Genomic DNA, 18,235 nt, shown 5'->3' with positions numbered 1-18,235 from the left:
GGATATCCCCTAAGTTGAAAGCCGGTGAGGCAAAAACAAGCGGCCATTGTAGCGACCAGACGCCGACTTATCCACACGTAGGTGGTTCATCGGCCAAGAAGAATCGCCGTGTTATACGCAAAAAAGACGACCAGTGGTCTGTGCATAAGCTCTGTGGATAACCGGGGTTAAAGTCATTGCACAAGTGGGGGCGAAACTCGGTGGATAACCAGCCTGTGGATAAACCAGCCTTCCACACACAGGTTATCCGACAGCGCAGCACAGGCTGAACACCGTTTTCCACTGTAGTTGTCATTCTCTGTACAGTAGGTAAAACATGGCCTGAATCGACTTATCCACAGAAGGGCGCGAGCCTAGCTTTTATAAGCTTTACAGAAAAGCTTTAAATACTTTCCTTTCTTATTTTTATATTTGCCGACGGTTCGTTCAGCGCAAAACGTCTGGAGATCTATTTATAAGGAAACGCTGGTTGGAAATTGACCTGAAGGCTTGCTTTCTCTAGAATCCCCGGTCTCTTAAAACGGGGGCCATTCCGGCCCGTTGTGGACGAACCAGGTAACACGACAATGAAACGTACTTTCCAACCAAGCACTATCAAACGCGCTCGTACCCACGGTTTCCGTGCTCGCATGGCTACCAAGAACGGCCGCGCAGTCCTGTCGCGTCGTCGCGCCAAAGGTCGTGCGCGTCTGGCAGTTTGATAAGCCGGCACTGGAGGTGAGTCAGGACTTCAGTCGGGAAAAGCGTCTGCTTACCCCCCGGCATTTCAAGGCAGTCTTTGACTCCCCTACCGGCAAGGTTCCGGGGAAAAATCTCCTGCTCCTTGCGCGCAACAACGATCTTGATCACCCCCGTCTCGGGTTGGTTATCGGGAAAAAGAGCGTAAAGCTCTCCGTCGAGCGCAATCGCCTCAAACGTCTGATGCGCGAATCGTTTCGCCTGAACCAGGATTCACTGGTCGGTTGGGACATCGTTATCGTCGCGCGCAAAGGTTTGGGTGACGTAGAAAACCCCGAATTGATTCAGCATTTCGGCAAACTCTGGAAACGTCTGGCTCGCAGTTCGCCGGTACCAGCAGTCAAAACCGAAACTGTAGGGGTAGACAGTCCAGATGCGTAAACTGGCACTCGTTCCGATCCAGTTTTATCGCTATGCCATTAGTCCTCTGATGGCCAGTCACTGTCGTTTCTACCCCAGTTGTTCCTGCTACGCGTTAGAAGCCATCGAAAATCATGGCCTTCTTCGCGGTGGCTGGCTGACCTTTCGTCGTTTAGGTCGCTGTCATCCGTGGAATCCCGGTGGTTATGACCCGGTTCCACCTATCCCTACCTCCCGTTCTTCTTCGATGGCCGAGTAATCATGGATATCAAACGCACGATCCTGATCGTCGCCCTGGCAATCGTGTCCTACGTTATGGTTCTTAAATGGAACCAGGACTATGGCCAGGCTGCCCTGCCGACTCAGAATGTTGCCACCAATACGACTGCATCGGGCCTGCCGGATACGGCTTCTGGCTCCAACGCTTCCGCCAGTGACGACATTCCACGTGCTGCAAGCGACACCAGCGCACCTGCCGAAACGCCGGTAGCTGTGAGCAAGGACCTCATCCAGATCAAAACGGATGTACTGGACCTGGCTATCGACCCACAAGGTGGCGATGTTGCCCAACTGACCCTGCCGCTGTATCCGCGTCGTCAGGATCACCCGGAAATTCCGTTCCAGCTGTTCGATAACGGCGGCGAACGTACTTATCTGGCGCAAAGTGGCCTGATCGGCAGCAACGGTCCGGATGCCAGTCCGGCCGGTCGCCCGGTTTACTCCGCGGAGAAGAAGGTTTTTCAACTGGCTGACGGTCAGGACCAATTGGTCGTGGACCTGAAGTTCAGCAAGGACGGCGTCAACTACATCAAGCGTTTCACCCTGAAACGCGGCCTGTACGACGTAACCGTTTCCTACCTGATCGACAACCAGAGCGCCCAGCCCTGGACTGGTGCGATGTTCGCCCAGTTGAAGCGTGACTCCAGCGCCGATCCTTCGTCGACCACGGCTACCGGCACCGCGACTTACCTGGGCGCTGCCCTGTGGACAAGTTCGGAGCCGTACAAGAAAGTGTCCATGAAGGACATGGACAAGGCACCGCTCAAAGAAACCGTCACCGGCGGTTGGGTTGCCTGGTTGCAGCACTACTTCGTGACCGCATGGATTCCGGCCAAGGGCGAAAACAACGTCGTCCAGACCCGTAAAGACAGCAAAGGCAACTACATCATCGGCTACACCGGCCCATCGATGAGTGTTGCGCCAGGTGCCAAGGCCGAGACCAGCGCTGTTCTGTACGCCGGTCCGAAAAGCCAGGCCGTGCTGAAACAGTTATCCCCAGGTCTGGAACTGACGGTCGACTACGGCATTCTGTGGTTTATCGCCCAACCGATCTTCTGGTTGCTGCAACACATCCACGCCATTGTGGGTAACTGGGGCTGGTCGATCATCTTCCTGACCATGCTGATCAAAGGGATCTTCTTCCCGCTGTCGGCTGCCAGCTACAAATCCATGGCGCGCATGCGTGCAGTGGCACCGAAACTGGCTGCGCTGAAAGAGCAACATGGCGATGACCGGCAGAAAATGTCGCAAGCCATGATGGAGCTGTACAAGAAAGAGAAGATCAATCCGCTGGGTGGTTGCTTGCCAATCCTCGTGCAGATGCCGGTTTTCCTCTCGCTGTACTGGGTTCTGCTGGAAAGCGTCGAGATGCGTCAGGCGCCGTTCATGCTGTGGATTACCGACCTGTCGATCAAGGATCCGTTCTTCATTCTGCCGATCATCATGGGTGCAACCATGTTCATCCAGCAGCAGTTGAACCCGACTCCACCGGATCCGATGCAGGCCAAGGTAATGAAGCTGATGCCAATCATCTTCACCTTCTTCTTCCTGTGGTTCCCGGCGGGTCTGGTGCTGTACTGGGTAGTGAACAACTGCCTGTCGATCGCCCAACAGTGGTACATCACTCGTAAGATCGAAGCGGCTACCAAAGCAGCTGCCTGATTTACACTGTGGATAACCACTCAAAACGCCCCCTAGTGGGGCGTTTTGCTATCTGTCACTTTTGTCTGGATACCGGTTTATGAGCGTTCCTCGTGAAACCATCGCCGCCGTCGCCACCGCTCAAGGTCGCGGTGGTGTAGGCATCGTGCGTATTTCCGGGCCGTTGGCCAGCGTTGCAGCCAAGGCCTTCAGTGGTCGCGAGCTCAAGCCGCGATTTGCCCACTATGGCCCGTTTCTCAGTGAAAACGACGAGGTGCTGGATCAGGGCATCGCACTGTATTTTCCTGGGCCAAACTCGTTCACCGGCGAAGATGTGCTGGAACTCCAGGGTCATGGCGGCCCGATCGTTCTGGATATGTTGCTCAAGCGCTGCCTGGAACTGGGTTGCCGTCTCGCCCGACCGGGGGAATTCAGTGAGCGCGCCTTCCTCAATGACAAACTGGACCTTGCTCAGGCCGAGGCGATTGCCGACCTGATTGAAGCCAGTTCCACCCAGGCTGCGCGAAACGCATTGCGCTCCCTGCAGGGGGCTTTTTCATCACGTGTGCATAACCTCACCGAGCAACTGATCGGCCTTCGAATCTATGTCGAAGCGGCCATCGACTTCCCGGAAGAGGAAATCGACTTCCTCGCCGATGGCCACGTCCTGAGCATGCTCGACAAAGTGCGCGACGAGTTATCCACCGTCATGCGCGAAGCCGGGCAGGGCGCCTTGCTGCGAGACGGTATGACCGTGGTCATTGCCGGTCGTCCGAATGCCGGTAAATCCAGCCTGCTCAATGCACTGGCCGGGCGTGAGGCGGCGATCGTGACCGAAATCGCCGGCACCACCCGGGATGTGCTTCGGGAACATATCCACATCGATGGCATGCCGCTGCACGTGGTGGATACCGCCGGTCTGCGCGATACCGATGACCATGTGGAAAAAATCGGCGTCGAGCGAGCCTTGAAAGCCATCGGCGAAGCGGATCGGGTGCTGCTGGTGGTCGACGCCACGGCACCGGAAGCCCTCGATCCGTTCGCACTCTGGCCGGAATTTCTCGAAATCCGTCCAGATCCCGCGAAAGTGACCCTGATCCGCAATAAGGCCGACCTTACGGGCGAAGCCATTGCCCTGGAGGTCAGCGACGATAGCCACGTCACCATCAGCCTGAGCGCCAAGTCCGGTGGTGTCGGCCTGGAGCTGCTGCGCGATCACCTGAAGGCCTGCATGGGCTACGAACAAACGTCCGAAAGCAGTTTCAGTGCTCGCCGGCGACACTTGGAGGCGCTAGGTCATGCCAGTGCCGCTCTCGAACATGGTCGCGCCCAATTGACCCTGGCTGGTGCTGGCGAATTGTTGGCCGAGGATTTGCGCCAGGCTCAGCAATCCCTGGGAGAAATCACCGGCGCCTTCAGCTCTGACGATCTGTTGGGGCGGATTTTCTCCAGCTTCTGCATCGGCAAGTAGCCCTCCAGTTGTTCACAGACAGGCCATTCGCGCCTGTCTGCTCCCTCCTTTTCTGAATAAACCTTCCAGTGCTGGGCGGACTTTGTCTGCCTGAGCGGAATTCCTGCACCTGAATTTCGCGCAAACGGGGCTTTTCTGTGGATTAAGCCCTGTGAATAACCACCGCTAAGGTCAGTTGATAACAGGGCCCGAAAACTGAACATAACCGCCTCTGTGGATAACAGCCCCTTTCATCCACAGGCTTACACCGGTTATCCAAGGGCCTCATTGGCACATGAACACAGGGTTTTGAATCTCTGTACACATTGAAAATAAAGGGCTGTGTTAATCTATCCACAGAAAGGCATGTGCATAGAAATAAACATAAAAACAAAGATTTAATAAATTTCTCTCTTTTTAATTTCTATAACTCCGACTTTTCCACAGCTGGTTAAATTTTGTGCAAAGGGTTCTTTAGGAAGGGCGAAGTCCCTATACTTGTCGACCAGGTCCGAAAACCTGAGCTCAAACTATTCCTGAATTACCTACTTAAGCAGGCACGAGGTGCGTGGTGGATTTCCCTTCCCGTTTTGAAGTGATCGTCATCGGCGGCGGTCATGCCGGTACCGAGGCAGCACTGGCCTCAGCACGTATGGGGGTTAAAACCCTGTTGCTGACGCATAACGTGGAAACCCTCGGTGCCATGAGTTGCAACCCGGCCATTGGCGGGATCGGCAAAAGCCACCTGGTCAAGGAAATCGACGCCCTCGGTGGCGCGATGGCCATCGCTACCGATAAAGGCGGTATCCAGTTTCGCGTGTTGAACAGCCGTAAAGGCCCCGCTGTGCGAGCAACCCGCGCACAGGCAGACCGGGTTCTGTACAAGGCCGCTGTCCGCGAAATCCTGGAAAACCAGCCGAACCTGTGGATATTTCAACAGGCTGCAGACGATCTGATCGTCGAGCAGGAACAAGTCCGTGGTGTTGTCACCCAAATGGGCCTGCGGTTCCTCGCGGATTCGGTGGTGTTGACCACCGGCACGTTCCTCGGTGGACTTATCCACATCGGTTTGCAGAATTTTTCTGGCGGTCGCGCCGGTGATCCACCATCGATAGCTCTGGCTCACCGTCTGCGTGAGCTGCCATTGCGTGTGGGTCGTTTGAAAACCGGTACTCCGCCGCGTATCGACAGCCGGTCTGTGGATTTCTCGGTGATGACCGAACAACCGGGCGATACGCCGATCCCGGTGATGTCGTTCATGGGCAACAAGGAACAGCATCCACAGCAGGTCAGTTGCTGGATTACCCACACGAATGCGCGCACCCACGAAATCATCGCCGCGAACCTCGACCGTTCGCCGATGTATTCCGCTGCCGGTGAGATCGAAGGCATCGGCCCGCGTTACTGCCCGTCAATCGAAGACAAGATCCATCGCTTTGCCGACAAGCAAAGCCACCAGGTCTTCATCGAACCGGAAGGCCTGACGACAAACGAGCTGTATCCGAACGGGATATCCACATCCCTGCCGTTCGACGTGCAACTGCAGATCGTGCAATCGATTCGCGGCATGGAAAACGCACACATCGTGCGACCGGGCTACGCCATCGAGTACGACTACTTCGACCCGCGTGACCTGAAGTACAGTCTGGAAACCAAAGTCATCGGCGGCCTGTTCTTCGCCGGGCAAATCAACGGCACCACCGGTTACGAAGAAGCCGGTGCCCAGGGTCTGCTGGCCGGAACCAACGCTGCACTGCGTGCACAGGGCAAAGAAGCCTGGTGCCCGCGTCGCGACGAGGCCTACATCGGCGTATTGGTCGACGACCTGATTACCCTCGGTACCCAAGAGCCGTACCGGATGTTCACGTCCCGTGCCGAATACCGTCTGATCCTGCGTGAAGACAACGCCGACCTGCGCCTGACCGAAAAAGGCCGCGAACTGGGCCTGGTGGATGACGTGCGCTGGGCGGCTTTCTGCAAAAAACGCGAAAGCATCGAACTGGAAGAGCAGCGTCTGAAAAGCACCTGGGTTCGCCCAGGTACAGAACAAGGCGATGCCATCTCCGAAAAATTCGGTACGCCGCTGACTCACGAATACAACCTGCTCAATCTCTTGAGCCGTCCGGAAATCGACTACGCTGGTCTGATCGAAGTGACCGGTGGCGGGGCAGAAGATCCACAGGTTGCCGAGCAGGTCGAGATCAAGACCAAGTACGCCGGTTACATCGATCGTCAACAGGACGAAATCGCCCGCTTGCGAGCCAGCGAGGACACCAAACTGCCTGTGGATATCGATTACACGAATATTTCCGGTCTCTCCAAAGAGATCCAGAGCAAGCTCGGTGCGACCCGTCCAGAGACTTTGGGCCAGGCCTCGCGTATCCCGGGCGTAACGCCGGCAGCCATTTCGCTGTTGATGATTCATTTGAAAAAACGCGGCGCGGGCCGTCAGTTGGAGCAAAGCGCTTGAGTTCGTTGGTCACTTCGCAACATGCAGAAGAGTTATCCACAGGTGCCCGCCAGCTTGGCGTCACGCTGACAGAAGCCCAGCACGCGCAATTGCTGGGTTATCTGGCCCTGTTGATCAAATGGAACAAGGCTTACAACCTCACCGCCGTGCGTGATCCGGACGAAATGGTGTCCCGTCATCTGCTCGACAGTCTGAGCGTGATGTCATTCATCGAAAACGGACGCTGGCTCGACGTCGGCAGCGGCGGCGGCATGCCTGGCATCCCGCTGGCCATCCTGTTTCCAGATTCCCAGGTGACATGCCTGGATAGCAACGGCAAGAAAACCCGCTTTCTGACTCAGGTCAAACTCGAACTCAAACTGGATAACCTGCAAGTTATCCACAGTCGCGTCGAAGCGTTCCAGCCTGCCCAGCCATTCAACGGGATCATTTCCCGTGCGTTCAGCAGCATGGAAAACTTCAGCAACTGGACTCGCCACCTCGGCGATAACGAAACACGCTGGCTGGCAATGAAGGGCGTTCATCCGGCCGATGAGCTGGTAGCATTGCCGGCAGACTTCCACCTCGATAGCGAACACGCCCTGGCCGTACCTGGTTGCCAAGGCCAACGCCATCTGCTGATACTGCGCCGCACGGCATGATTGGGAACACAAGCAAGAATGGCTAAGGTATTCGCGATAGCGAACCAAAAGGGTGGCGTGGGTAAAACCACCACCTGCATCAACCTCGCAGCATCCCTGGTCGCGACCAAGCGCCGGGTGCTGTTGATCGACCTTGATCCACAGGGCAACGCCACCATGGGTAGCGGTGTGGATAAACATGGCCTGGAAAACTCGGTCTACGACCTGCTGATCGGCGAATGTGATCTGGCCCAGGCCATGCACTTCTCTGAACACGGTGGTTACCAGTTGTTGCCGGCCAACCGCGACCTCACCGCGGCCGAAGTGGTGCTGCTGGAAATGCAGATGAAGGAAAGCCGTCTGCGCAGCGCGCTGGCGCCGATCCGGGAAAACTACGATTACATCCTGATCGACTGCCCGCCGTCGCTGTCGATGCTGACCCTCAATGCACTGGTTGCCGCCGACGGGGTAATTATCCCCATGCAGTGCGAGTACTTCGCACTCGAAGGCTTGAGCGACCTTGTGGATAACATCAAGCGTATCGCTGAACTGCTGAACCCGAACCTCAAGGTCGAAGGCCTGTTGCGTACGATGTACGACCCGCGCCTGAGCCTGATGAACGATGTCTCGGCGCAGCTCAAGGAACACTTCGGCGAGCAGCTCTACGACACCGTCATTCCGCGCAACATCCGTCTGGCCGAAGCACCAAGCTACGGCATGCCGGCGCTGGCGTACGACAAAGCATCGCGAGGCGCCGTTGCCTATCTGGCATTGGCGGGCGAAATGGTTCGTCGTCAACGAAAAAACTCACGCATCGCCGCAGCTCAGGCAACTTAAGGAATCCCCATGGCCGTCAAGAAACGAGGTCTCGGACGTGGACTGGATGCTCTGTTGAGTGGTCCGACTGTCAGCTCGCTGGAAGAACAAGCGGCGCAAGCCGATCAGCGTGAGCTGCAACACCTTCCCCTGGATCTGCTCCAGCGCGGCAAATACCAGCCGCGACGTGACATGGACCCACAGGCGCTCGAGGAGCTGGCGCAGTCGATCAAGGCCCAGGGCGTCATGCAGCCCATCGTGGTTCGCCCGATCGGCAGCGGCCGTTTTGAAATCATTGCCGGTGAACGCCGCTGGCGCGCCAGCCAGCAAGCCGGGAAGGAAACCATCCCGGCGATGGTGCGCGACGTACCCGATGAAACCGCGATCGCCATCGCCCTGATCGAGAACATCCAGCGCGAAGACCTGAATCCGATTGAAGAAGCGGTAGCCCTGCAGCGCTTGCAGCAGGAATTCCAGCTGACCCAGCAACAGGTTGCAGAAGCCGTGGGCAAGTCCCGGGTGACCGTGGCCAACCTGCTGCGCCTGATTTCCTTGCCGGAAGTCATCAAGACCATGTTGTCCCACGGCGACCTGGAAATGGGTCATGCCCGTGCTTTGCTCGGTTTGCCGGACAATCAACAGGTTGAAGGGGCGCGACATGTTGTCGCACGCGGGCTGACCGTGCGCCAAACCGAGGCACTCGTCCGCCAGTGGTTGAGTGGCAAACCGGAGCCTGTCGAACCGGCAAAACCAGACCCGGATATCGCCCGTCTCGAACAGCGCCTGGCCGAGCGCCTAGGCTCTGCGGTGCAGATTCGCCACGGTAAGAAGGGTAAAGGGCAGTTAGTGATTGGATATAACTCCCTGGATGAACTACAAGGTGTACTCGCACATATTCGCTGAAACATTTCCTCATGTAGCGCGCAATCGGAAATCACTACCTGACAGTTGAATAGGGGCCGAACCGCCCCTATACTCTGCGCGCATTTTGTCGGCACAAATTATGCCAAGTTATTGAATTTCGGCAGCCGGCCATTGGAGAGTAAAAGTGATGGAAACCCGCACGCCAAACCGCTTGCCATTCCATCGCCTGGCAGTTTTTCCGGTGTTAATGGCTCAATTTGTCGTTCTGCTCATTGCCGCTTTGGCGCTCTGGCAACGGTATGGAGTCGTTGCCGGGTACTCGGGACTTTGCGGAGGCCTGATAGCCTTGCTTCCCAATGTTTATTTCGCTCACAGGGCATTTCGGTTTTCCGGCGCCCGGGCAGCTCAAGCCATCGTCCGGTCATTTTATGCCGGCGAGGCGGGCAAACTGATTTTGACGGCGGTGCTTTTTGCATTGACGTTCGCAGGTGTGAAGCCATTGGCGCCGCTAGCTGTATTCGGCGTCTTCGTGCTGACCCAACTGGTCAGCTGGTTCGCTCCCCTGCTGATGAGAACAAGACTTTCGAGACCTTAGGGCGTTTGAGGCAACCATGGCAGAAACAACCGCTTCGGGCTATATCCAGCACCACTTGCAGAACCTGACCTTCGGTCAGCACCCTACCGGCGGCTGGGGCTTTGCCCACACCGCAGCAGAAGCCAAGGAAATGGGCTTCTGGGCTTTCCACGTCGATACTCTCGGCTGGTCGATCGCATTGGGTCTGATCTTCGTTCTTCTTTTCCGCATGGCGGCCAAGAAAGCGACTTCCGGTCAGCCAGGTGCTTTGCAGAACTTCGTTGAAGTTTTGGTCGAATTCGTCGATGGCAGCGTGAAAGACAGCTTCCATGGCCGTAGCCCGGTGATTGCACCGCTGGCACTGACCATCTTCGTCTGGGTGTTCCTGATGAACGCCGTCGACCTGGTACCGGTCGACTGGATTCCTCAGCTGGCCATCCTGATCTCCGGCGACCACCACATCCCGTTCCGCGCCGTGTCGACCACCGACCCGAACGCTACCCTGGCCATGGCCTTCACGGTGTTCGCGCTGATCATTTTCTACAGCATCAAGATCAAGGGCCTCGGCGGCTTCATCGGCGAGCTGACCCTGCACCCGTTCGGCAGCAAGAACATCTTCGTTCAAGCCCTGCTGATCCCGGTGAACTTCCTGCTGGAATTCGTGACCCTGATCGCCAAGCCGATCTCCCTGGCTCTGCGTCTGTTCGGCAACATGTATGCCGGTGAGCTGGTCTTCATTCTGATTGCTGTGATGTTCGGCAGCGGTCTGCTCTGGCTCAGCGGCCTGGGCGTTGTTCTGCAGTGGGCGTGGGCTGTGTTCCACATCCTGATCATCACCCTGCAGGCGTTCATCTTCATGATGCTGACCATCGTCTACCTGTCGATGGCACACGAAGAAAACCATTAAGACCAGTTTCGACTAGTCTGATGTCCCTCCCCGTTAAACGGGAGGGGGCTCTTAACGGGGCCTCTGAAACGATTTGTTTTACCGCTTTAAATTAAAAAAACCTAAACCATACGACGTAAAAGTCGGGAGGAAAGATGGAAACTGTAGTTGGTCTAACCGCTATCGCTGTTGCACTGTTGATCGGCCTGGGCGCACTGGGTACCGCAATTGGTTTCGGCCTGCTGGGCGGCAAGTTCCTGGAAGGCGCAGCGCGTCAGCCAGAAATGGTTCCAATGCTGCAAGTTAAAATGTTCATCGTTGCCGGTCTGCTCGACGCCGTAACCATGATCGGTGTTGGTATCGCTCTGTTCTTCACCTTTGCGAACCCGTTCGTTGGTCAAATCGCTGGCTAATTACTCGGATCTTCCGGGTAATTTGGTGTGATGGACAACGTAACTGCGAGGTGTTGGCGTGAACATTAATGCGACCCTGATTGGCCAGTCCGTTGCGTTCCTGATTTTTGTACTGTTCTGCATGAAGTTCGTATGGCCTCCGGTCATCACGGCACTGCACGAACGTCAAAAGAAGATCGCTGATGGTCTGGACGCTGCCAGCCGAGCAGCTCGCGACCTGGAGTTGGCCCAAGAGAAAGCGGGTCAGCAACTGCGCGAAGCGAAAGCTCAGGCAGCTGAAATCATCGAGCAAGCCAAGAAACGCGGTACCCAGATTGTCGACGAAGCCCGTGAACAGGCTCGCGTCGAAGCTGACCGTGTGAAGGCTCAGGCTCAGGCCGAGATCGAACAGGAACTGAACAGCGTCAAAGACGCGCTGCGCGCCCAAGTGGGTAGCCTGGCCGTTGGCGGTGCTTCGAAGATCCTGGGCAAGGCAATCGATCAAAACGCGCACGCAGAGCTGGTTAACCAACTGGCTGCTGAAATCTAAGCGAGGGCGATCATGGCAGAACTGACCACGTTGGCCCGACCTTACGCTAAGGCGGCCTTCGAGCACGCTCAGGCCCACCAGCAACTGGCCAATTGGTCAGCCATGCTCGGCCTGGCTGCAGCGGTGTCGGAAGACGACACCATGCAGAGCGTGCTCAAGGCCCCGCGACTGACGAGCGCAGAAAAGGCCGCCACGTTCATTGACGTGTGCGGCGACAAGTTCGATGCCAAGGCACAGAATTTCATCCACGTTGTTGCCGAAAACGAGCGCCTCCTGCTTCTGCCGGAGATCGCCGCTCTGTTCGACCTGTACAAGGCCGAGCAAGAGAAATCGGTAGACGTAGAAGTGACCAGTGCTTTCGCATTGAACCAAGAACAGCAAGACAAACTCGCCAAGGTTCTCAGTGCACGACTCAACCGGGAAGTGCGCCTGCAAGTCGAGGAAGATTCATCCCTTATTGGGGGTGTTGTCATCCGCGCCGGCGACCTGGTTATCGATGGCTCGATTCGCGGCAAAATCGCGAAACTTGCCGAAGCATTGAAATCTTGAGTTTGAAGGGGCAGCAGAGCAATGCAGCAACTCAATCCTTCCGAAATAAGTGAAATTATCAAGGGCCGCATCGACAAGCTCGATGTGACCTCCCAAGCCCGTAACGAAGGCACTGTCGTCAGCGTATCTGACGGCATCGTGCGGATTCACGGTCTGGCCGACGTTATGTCCGGCGAGATGATCGAGTTTCCGGGCGGCGTCTACGGTATGGCCCTCAACCTGGAGCAAGACTCCGTAGGTGCCGTTATTTTGGGCGCATACCAGTCTCTGGCTGAAGGCATGAGCGCCAAGTGCACCGGCCGTATCCTGGAAGTTCCGGTTGGTAAGGAACTGCTGGGTCGCGTAGTCGATGCACTGGGTAACCCGGTTGACGGCAAAGGTCCGCTGAACAACACCCAGACCGACGCGGTCGAGAAAGTTGCTCCAGGCGTGATCTGGCGTAAGTCGGTAGACCAGCCTGTACAGACTGGCTACAAGGCTGTCGATGCCATGATCCCTGTCGGCCGTGGCCAGCGTGAGCTGATCATCGGTGACCGTCAGATCGGTAAAACCGCTCTGGCGATCGACGCGATCATCAACCAGAAAGACAGCGGCATTTTCTGCGTCTACGTAGCCATCGGTCAGAAGCAATCGACCATCGCCAACGTGGTTCGCAAGCTGGAAGAAAACGGCGCACTGAAAAACACGATCATCGTGGCTGCCAGTGCTTCGGAATCTCCTGCGCTGCAATACCTGGCACCGTACGCCGGTTGCACCATGGGTGAATTCTTCCGCGACCGCGGTGAAGACGCGCTGATCGTTTATGACGATCTGTCCAAGCAGGCAGTGGCTTACCGCCAGATCTCCCTGCTGCTGCGCCGTCCACCAGGCCGTGAAGCTTACCCAGGCGACGTGTTCTATCTCCACTCCCGCCTGCTGGAGCGCGCATCCCGCGTTTCGGAAGAGTACGTAGAGAAGTTCACCAACGGCGCAGTGACCGGCAAAACCGGTTCCCTGACCGCACTGCCGATCATCGAAACCCAGGCTGGCGACGTTTCCGCGTTCGTTCCGACCAACGTGATTTCCATCACCGACGGTCAGATCTTCCTGGAATCGGCCATGTTCAACTCGGGCATCCGTCCTGCTGTGAACGCCGGTGTTTCGGTATCCCGTGTGGGTGGTGCCGCTCAGACCAAGATCATCAAGAAGCTGTCCGGTGGTATCCGTACCGCTCTGGCTCAGTACCGTGAACTGGCGGCATTCGCCCAGTTCGCTTCTGACCTGGACGAAGCGACCCGTAAGCAACTTGAGCATGGTCAGCGCGTTACCGAGCTGATGAAGCAGAAGCAATACGCGCCAATGTCGATCGCCGACATGTCGCTGTCGCTGTATGCCGCTGAGCGTGGGTTCCTGACTGACGTTGAAATCACCAAAGTCGGCAGCTTCGAGCAAGCGCTGATTGCTTACTTCAACCGCGATCACGCCGAATTGATGGCGAAGATCAACGTGAAGGGTGACTTCAATGACGAAATCGATGGCGGCCTGAAAGCCGGTATCGAGAAGTTCAAGGCCACCCAAACCTGGTAAGCCGCAGCGGGAGTCGCAAGGCTCCCGCTTGCTAACCTGATAGGTGTTACATGGCAGGCGCAAAAGAGATTCGCAGTAAGATTGCGAGCATCAAAAGCACGCAAAAGATTACCAGCGCCATGGAAAAAGTGGCGGTCAGCAAAATGCGCAAGGCACAAATGCGCATGGCTGCTAGCCGTCCTTATGCGGAGCGCATCCGCCAGGTTATTGGCCATCTGGCCAACGCTAACCCGGAATATCGCCACCCGTTCATGATCGACCGTGAAGTAAAGCGCGTCGGTTATGTCGTAGTGAGCAGTGACCGTGGTCTGTGTGGTGGCTTGAACACCAACCTGTTCAAGGCTTTGGTCAAGGACATGGCGGTAAACCGCGAAAACGGCGTCGAGATCGATCTGTGTGTAGTTGGTAGCAAGGGTGCGGCTTTCTTCCGCAACTTCGGCGGTAACGTCGTTGCAGCTATCAGCCACCTGGGTGAAGAGCCGTCGATCAATGATCTGATCGGCAGCGTCAAGGTGATGCTGGATGCCTACCTGGACGGCCGTATTGACCGCCTGTCCGTGGTGTCCAACAAGTTCATCAACACCATGACACAACAGCCTACCGTGGAGCAGTTGATTCCACTGGTGGCAACCCCGGATCAAGAACTCAAGCACCACTGGGACTATCTCTACGAACCGGATGCCAAGGAGCTGCTCGACGGCTTGATGGTCCGTTACGTGGAGTCGCAGGTCTACCAGGCGGTGGTCGAGAACAACGCGGCTGAGCAAGCTGCGCGGATGATCGCGATGAAGAACGCTACCGACAACGCCGGTGATTTGATCAGCGATTTGCAGCTGGTCTACAACAAGGCGCGTCAGGCTGCGATCACCCAAGAGATCTCGGAAATCGTCGGCGGCGCTGCCGCGGTTTAACGGTTCAAATATTCAGAGGATCCAGCTATGAGTAGCGGACGTATCGTTCAAATCATCGGCGCCGTTATCGACGTGGAATTTCCACGCGACAGCGTACCGAGCATCTACAACGCGCTGAAAGTACAAGGCGCGGACACTACCCTGGAAGTTCAGCAACAGCTGGGCGACGGCGTAGTTCGTACCATTGCGATGGGTTCCACCGAAGGCTTGAAGCGCGGTCTGGACGTTGTCGACTCTGGCGCTGCCATCTCCGTACCGGTCGGTAAAGCGACCCTGGGCCGGATCATGGACGTACTGGGCAACCCGATTGACGAAGCTGGTCCAATCGACACCGAAGAGCGCTGGGGCATTCACCGTCCTGCGCCATCCTTCGCTGAACAAGCGGGCGGCAACGACCTGCTGGAAACCGGCATCAAGGTTATCGACCTGGTTTGCCCGTTCGCCAAGGGCGGTAAAGTCGGTCTGTTCGGTGGTGCCGGTGTAGGCAAAACCGTAAACATGATGGAACTGATCCGTAACATCGCCATCGAGCACAGCGGTTATTCCGTGTTCGCCGGTGTGGGTGAGCGTACTCGTGAGGGTAACGACTTCTACCACGAGATGAAGGACTCCAACGTTCTGGACAAAGTGGCACTGGTTTACGGTCAGATGAACGAGCCGCCGGGAAACCGTCTGCGCGTAGCCCTGACTGGCCTGACCATGGCCGAGAAGTTCCGTGACGAAGGTAACGACGTTCTGCTGTTCGTCGACAACATCTATCGTTACACCCTGGCCGGTACCGAAGTATCCGCACTGCTGGGCCGTATGCCTTCGGCAGTAGGTTACCAGCCGACCCTGGCTGAAGAGATGGGCGTGCTGCAAGAGCGCATCACTTCGACCAAGCAAGGTTCGATTACTTCGATCCAGGCCGTATACGTACCAGCGGACGACTTGACTGACCCGTCGCCAGCGACCACGTTTGCTCACTTGGACGCCACCGTCGTTCTGTCCCGTGACATCGCTTCCCTGGGTATCTACCCGGCGGTAGACCCACTGGACTCGACTTCGCGTCAGCTGGACCCGAACGTGATCGGCAACGACCACTACGAAACCGCTCGCGGTGTTCAGTACGTGCTGCAGCGTTACAAAGAACTGAAGGACATCATTGCGATCCTGGGTATGGACGAGCTGTCGGAAGCCGACAAGCAGTTGGTAAACCGTGCTCGTAAGATCCAGCGTTTCTTGTCGCAGCCGTTCTTCGTGGCTGAAGTCTTCACCGGTGCATCGGGTAAATACGTTTCCCTGAAAGACACCATTGCTGGCTTCAAAGGCATCCTCAACGGTGACTACGACCACCTGCCAGAACAAGCGTTCTACATGGTTGGCGGCATCGAAGAAGCGATCGAGAAAGCCAAGAAACTGTAATCCCGGCGCCCGGCAACGGGCGCTAATTTAGGTTGAGGCAATCAGATGGCTATGACAGTCCATTGCGATATCGTCAGCGCGGAAGGAGAAATCTTTTCCGGTCTGGTCGAGATGGTGATTGCGCACGGTGCACTGGGTGATCTTGGTATCGCCCTGGGTCACGCGCCGCTGATCACTAATCTGAAGCCAGGTCCGATCCGCCTGGTCAAGCAGGGCGGGGAAGAGGAGGTGTATTACATCTCCGGTGGTTTCCTCGAGGTTCAGCCGAACATGGTCAAGGTTCTTGCCGACACCGTGCAACGTGCTGCCGACCTGGACGAAGCCGCAGCTTTGGAAGCCGTTAAGGCTGCCGAGAAAGCCCTGCATGAGCGAGGCGCGGAATTCGATTACGGTTCTGCTGCCGCACGTCTGGCCGAGGCTGCAGCTCAGCTGCGCACCGTCCAGCAGATCCGCAAAAAGTTCGGCCACTAAGGCCGCTCTTGTTGTGTGATTGATTAAAAAGGGTAGCCTCGGCTACCCTTTTTTCTTTTCCGATTTTTACAACCCGGTCGCAGCCGCTGACCACCCAGGATTGGTAGCCAGTCATGTCTCTCGAAATCGTTATTCTCGCTGCTGGCCAAGGCACGCGTATGCGTTCTGCTTTGCCGAAAGTTTTGCACCCGATTGCCGGCAACTCCATGCTCGGTCATGTTATCCACAGCGCCCGGCAACTTGATCCACAGCGCATTCATGTGGTGATCGGCCATGGCGCCGATGCCGTACGCGAACGCCTGGCGGCGGATGACCTGAACTTCGTCCTGCAGGATAAACAGCTGGGCACCGGTCACGCCGTTGCTCAGGCAGTGCCGTTCATTCAGTCCGACACCGTGCTGGTGCTCTACGGCGATGTGCCGTTGATCGAAGTCGAAACCCTGCAGCGCCTGCTCAAGCAGGTGGGGCCGCAGCAGTTGGGCTTGCTGACCGTCGAACTGGATGACCCGACCGGTTACGGCCGTATTGTTCGTGATGCCGCTGGCAAGGTTGCGGCCATCGTCGAACAGAAAGATGCCAATGACGCCGAACGCCAGATCACCGAAGGCAATACCGGCATTCTGGCGCTGCCTTTTGTCCGCCTTGGCGACTGGATGAGCCGTCTCTCCAACAACAACGCCCAGGGTGAGTACTACCTGACTGACATCATTGCTATGGCAGTGAGCGATGGTCTGGTGGTGGCCACCGAGCAACCGCACGACGCCATGGAAGTGCAGGGCGCCAACGACCGCAAGCAGCTTTCCGAACTGGAGCGGCATTATCAATTGCGCGCCGGTCGCCGTTTGATGGCTCAAGGTGTGACGCTGCGCGATCCGGCTCGTTTTGACATTCGTGGTGAAGTCACGGTCGGGCGCGACGTACTCATCGACATCAACGTGATTCTCGAAGGCAAGGTCGTCATTGAGGATGACGTGGTAATCGGCCCGAACTGCGTGATCAAGGACAGTACCCTGCGCAAAGGCGTGGTCATCAAGGCCAACAGCCATATCGAAGGTGCCATTCTGGGTGAAGCCAGCGATGCCGGTCCGTTCGCTCGTCTGCGTCCAGGTACAGTGCTCGAAGCCCGCGCGCATGTGGGTAACTTCGTCGAGCTGAAAAACGCCCACCTCGGCGAAGGCGCCAAGGCCGGTCACCTGACTTACCTGGGCGATGCCGAAGTGGGCGCGCGCACCAACATCGGTGCCGGCACCATCACCTGCAACTACGACGGCGCCAACAAGTGGAAAACCGTGTTGGGCGAGGATGTGTTCATTGGTTCCAACAACTCGTTGGTAGCGCCTGTGGATATCCAGTCCGGTGCTACCACAGCGGCCGGTTCGACCATTACCTCGACTGTGGATAAGTCCCAGTTGGCGATTGGGCGCGCTCGCCAGAAGAACATCGATGGCTGGAAGCGGCCGGAGAAGATCAAGAAGGGCTGAGTTATCCACAACTCCCTTGTGTAGGAGCGAGCTTGCTCGCGATGGACGTCAACGATGACGAGGTCAGTCTGAACAAAAGCAGCGTCCTTAAGTCCATCGCGAGCAAGCTCGCTCCTACAAAGGGTTATCCACAGCTCTTTTTATCGCATTGCGCTTGACGAAGTTTCGCTGATAGGTTTTGATTGCTTCCGCTATCTTTCGAATCGAAACTTA

19 protein-coding genes are annotated in these 18,235 nt (G+C 56.8%); all 19 read left to right on the top strand.

Going from position 1 to position 18,235, the window contains the following annotated elements; translation table 11 throughout:
- Positions 1-566: 566 nt before the first annotated feature.
- The gene (rpmH, locus tag AC06G5_RS30250; RefSeq protein WP_003213577.1) at positions 567-701 is read left to right on the top strand and encodes a 50S ribosomal protein L34; all 135 of its coding nucleotides are present in this window, start codon (positions 567-569) and stop codon (positions 699-701) included.
- Between the two features lie 16 nt (positions 702-717).
- Positions 718-1,119: a ribonuclease P protein component gene (gene rnpA / locus AC06G5_RS30245; RefSeq protein ID WP_015097448.1), complete on the top strand. Its 402-nt coding sequence runs from the start codon at positions 718-720 to the stop codon at positions 1,117-1,119.
- Complete coding sequence (gene yidD / locus AC06G5_RS30240; RefSeq protein ID WP_010207715.1) at positions 1,112-1,357, top strand: membrane protein insertion efficiency factor YidD; 246 nt, start codon at positions 1,112-1,114, stop codon at positions 1,355-1,357. Before rnpA ends, yidD begins: the two co-directional genes overlap by 8 nt.
- Positions 1,358-1,359: 2 nt before the next feature.
- Positions 1,360-3,039, top strand: a complete 1,680-nt coding sequence (gene yidC, locus AC06G5_RS30235; protein ID WP_413422951.1) for a membrane protein insertase YidC — start codon at positions 1,360-1,362, stop codon at positions 3,037-3,039.
- A gap of 79 nt (positions 3,040-3,118) precedes the next feature.
- Positions 3,119-4,489 (top strand): tRNA uridine-5-carboxymethylaminomethyl(34) synthesis GTPase MnmE, encoded by a 1,371-nt coding sequence (mnmE, locus tag AC06G5_RS30230; protein ID WP_480458763.1) that lies wholly within the window; start codon positions 3,119-3,121, stop codon positions 4,487-4,489.
- Positions 4,490-5,039: 550 nt separating this feature from the next.
- Entirely contained in the window at positions 5,040-6,938 is a 1,899-nt protein-coding gene (mnmG, locus tag AC06G5_RS30225; RefSeq protein WP_413422947.1) for a tRNA uridine-5-carboxymethylaminomethyl(34) synthesis enzyme MnmG, read from the top strand.
- Entirely contained in the window at positions 6,935-7,579 is a 645-nt protein-coding gene (rsmG, locus tag AC06G5_RS30220; RefSeq protein ID WP_413703792.1) for a 16S rRNA (guanine(527)-N(7))-methyltransferase RsmG, read from the top strand. Before mnmG ends, rsmG begins: the two co-directional genes overlap by 4 nt.
- Positions 7,580-7,597: 18 nt before the next feature.
- Positions 7,598-8,395, top strand: a complete 798-nt coding sequence (locus AC06G5_RS30215) for a ParA family protein (protein WP_007969897.1) — start codon at positions 7,598-7,600, stop codon at positions 8,393-8,395.
- Positions 8,396-8,404: 9 nt separating this feature from the next.
- Positions 8,405-9,277 carry a ParB/RepB/Spo0J family partition protein gene (locus AC06G5_RS30210; protein ID WP_057397318.1) on the top strand — a complete coding sequence of 291 codons (873 nt, stop codon included), beginning with the start codon at positions 8,405-8,407 and terminating at the stop codon, positions 9,275-9,277.
- A gap of 148 nt (positions 9,278-9,425) precedes the next feature.
- Positions 9,426-9,833 (top strand): F0F1 ATP synthase subunit I, encoded by a 408-nt coding sequence (locus AC06G5_RS30205; protein WP_007985054.1) that lies wholly within the window; start codon positions 9,426-9,428, stop codon positions 9,831-9,833.
- A 16-nt stretch (positions 9,834-9,849) separates the two neighbouring features.
- Positions 9,850-10,719: a F0F1 ATP synthase subunit A gene (atpB, locus tag AC06G5_RS30200; RefSeq protein ID WP_008018368.1), complete on the top strand. Its 870-nt coding sequence runs from the start codon at positions 9,850-9,852 to the stop codon at positions 10,717-10,719.
- Positions 10,720-10,853: 134 nt separating this feature from the next.
- Positions 10,854-11,111, top strand: a complete 258-nt coding sequence (gene atpE, locus AC06G5_RS30195; RefSeq protein ID WP_003097235.1) for a F0F1 ATP synthase subunit C — start codon at positions 10,854-10,856, stop codon at positions 11,109-11,111.
- 58 nt (positions 11,112-11,169) lie between these two features.
- Positions 11,170-11,640: a F0F1 ATP synthase subunit B gene (locus AC06G5_RS30190; protein WP_007969903.1), complete on the top strand. Its 471-nt coding sequence runs from the start codon at positions 11,170-11,172 to the stop codon at positions 11,638-11,640.
- Positions 11,641-11,652: 12 nt separating this feature from the next.
- Positions 11,653-12,189 carry a F0F1 ATP synthase subunit delta gene (locus AC06G5_RS30185; RefSeq protein ID WP_008018367.1) on the top strand — a complete coding sequence of 179 codons (537 nt, stop codon included), beginning with the start codon at positions 11,653-11,655 and terminating at the stop codon, positions 12,187-12,189.
- A 21-nt stretch (positions 12,190-12,210) separates the two neighbouring features.
- On the top strand, positions 12,211-13,755 hold the full coding sequence (gene atpA / locus AC06G5_RS30180; RefSeq protein ID WP_111283167.1) for a F0F1 ATP synthase subunit alpha: 1,545 nt from the start codon (positions 12,211-12,213) through the stop codon (positions 13,753-13,755).
- A gap of 50 nt (positions 13,756-13,805) precedes the next feature.
- Positions 13,806-14,666: a F0F1 ATP synthase subunit gamma gene (atpG, locus tag AC06G5_RS30175; protein WP_007934344.1), complete on the top strand. Its 861-nt coding sequence runs from the start codon at positions 13,806-13,808 to the stop codon at positions 14,664-14,666.
- A gap of 27 nt (positions 14,667-14,693) precedes the next feature.
- A complete protein-coding gene (gene atpD / locus AC06G5_RS30170; RefSeq protein ID WP_008018365.1) occupies positions 14,694-16,070 on the top strand; it encodes a F0F1 ATP synthase subunit beta in 1,377 nt (458 codons plus the stop codon).
- A gap of 45 nt (positions 16,071-16,115) precedes the next feature.
- On the top strand, positions 16,116-16,541 hold the full coding sequence (locus AC06G5_RS30165) for a F0F1 ATP synthase subunit epsilon (RefSeq protein ID WP_007985046.1): 426 nt from the start codon (positions 16,116-16,118) through the stop codon (positions 16,539-16,541).
- 113 nt (positions 16,542-16,654) lie between these two features.
- Positions 16,655-18,022, top strand: coding sequence for a bifunctional UDP-N-acetylglucosamine diphosphorylase/glucosamine-1-phosphate N-acetyltransferase GlmU (gene glmU, locus AC06G5_RS30160; RefSeq protein WP_480458756.1), 1,368 nt, complete (start codon positions 16,655-16,657; stop codon positions 18,020-18,022).
- The last annotated feature ends 213 nt before the right edge of the window (positions 18,023-18,235 follow it).

The organism is Pseudomonas sp. WT-JTC, assembly GCF_056711565.1.
Note: the sequence above shows the minus strand (reverse complement) of the source record. Positions and strands in the feature narration are given on the sequence as shown.

Bases quoted from the DNA above. Each gene is read 5' to 3' on its own strand.
- yidC (WP_413422951.1), top strand. From the start codon at position 1,360: ATGGATATCAAACGCACGATCCTGATCGTCGCCCTGGCAATCGTGTCC.
- rpmH (WP_003213577.1), top strand. From the start codon at position 567: ATGAAACGTACTTTCCAACCAAGCACTATCAAACGCGCTCGTACCCAC.
- AC06G5_RS30210 (WP_057397318.1), top strand. From the start codon at position 8,405: ATGGCCGTCAAGAAACGAGGTCTCGGACGTGGACTGGATGCTCTGTTG.
- atpG (WP_007934344.1), top strand. From the start codon at position 13,806: ATGGCAGGCGCAAAAGAGATTCGCAGTAAGATTGCGAGCATCAAAAGC.
- AC06G5_RS30205 (WP_007985054.1), top strand. From the start codon at position 9,426: ATGGAAACCCGCACGCCAAACCGCTTGCCATTCCATCGCCTGGCAGTT.
- yidD (WP_010207715.1), top strand. From the start codon at position 1,112: ATGCGTAAACTGGCACTCGTTCCGATCCAGTTTTATCGCTATGCCATT.
- atpA (WP_111283167.1), top strand. From the start codon at position 12,211: ATGCAGCAACTCAATCCTTCCGAAATAAGTGAAATTATCAAGGGCCGC.
- AC06G5_RS30185 (WP_008018367.1), top strand. From the start codon at position 11,653: ATGGCAGAACTGACCACGTTGGCCCGACCTTACGCTAAGGCGGCCTTC.
- atpE (WP_003097235.1), top strand. From the start codon at position 10,854: ATGGAAACTGTAGTTGGTCTAACCGCTATCGCTGTTGCACTGTTGATC.
- glmU (WP_480458756.1), top strand. From the start codon at position 16,655: ATGTCTCTCGAAATCGTTATTCTCGCTGCTGGCCAAGGCACGCGTATG.
- atpD (WP_008018365.1), top strand. From the start codon at position 14,694: ATGAGTAGCGGACGTATCGTTCAAATCATCGGCGCCGTTATCGACGTG.
- AC06G5_RS30165 (WP_007985046.1), top strand. From the start codon at position 16,116: ATGGCTATGACAGTCCATTGCGATATCGTCAGCGCGGAAGGAGAAATC.
- atpB (WP_008018368.1), top strand. From the start codon at position 9,850: ATGGCAGAAACAACCGCTTCGGGCTATATCCAGCACCACTTGCAGAAC.
- AC06G5_RS30215 (WP_007969897.1), top strand. From the start codon at position 7,598: ATGGCTAAGGTATTCGCGATAGCGAACCAAAAGGGTGGCGTGGGTAAA.
- mnmE (WP_480458763.1), top strand. From the start codon at position 3,119: ATGAGCGTTCCTCGTGAAACCATCGCCGCCGTCGCCACCGCTCAAGGT.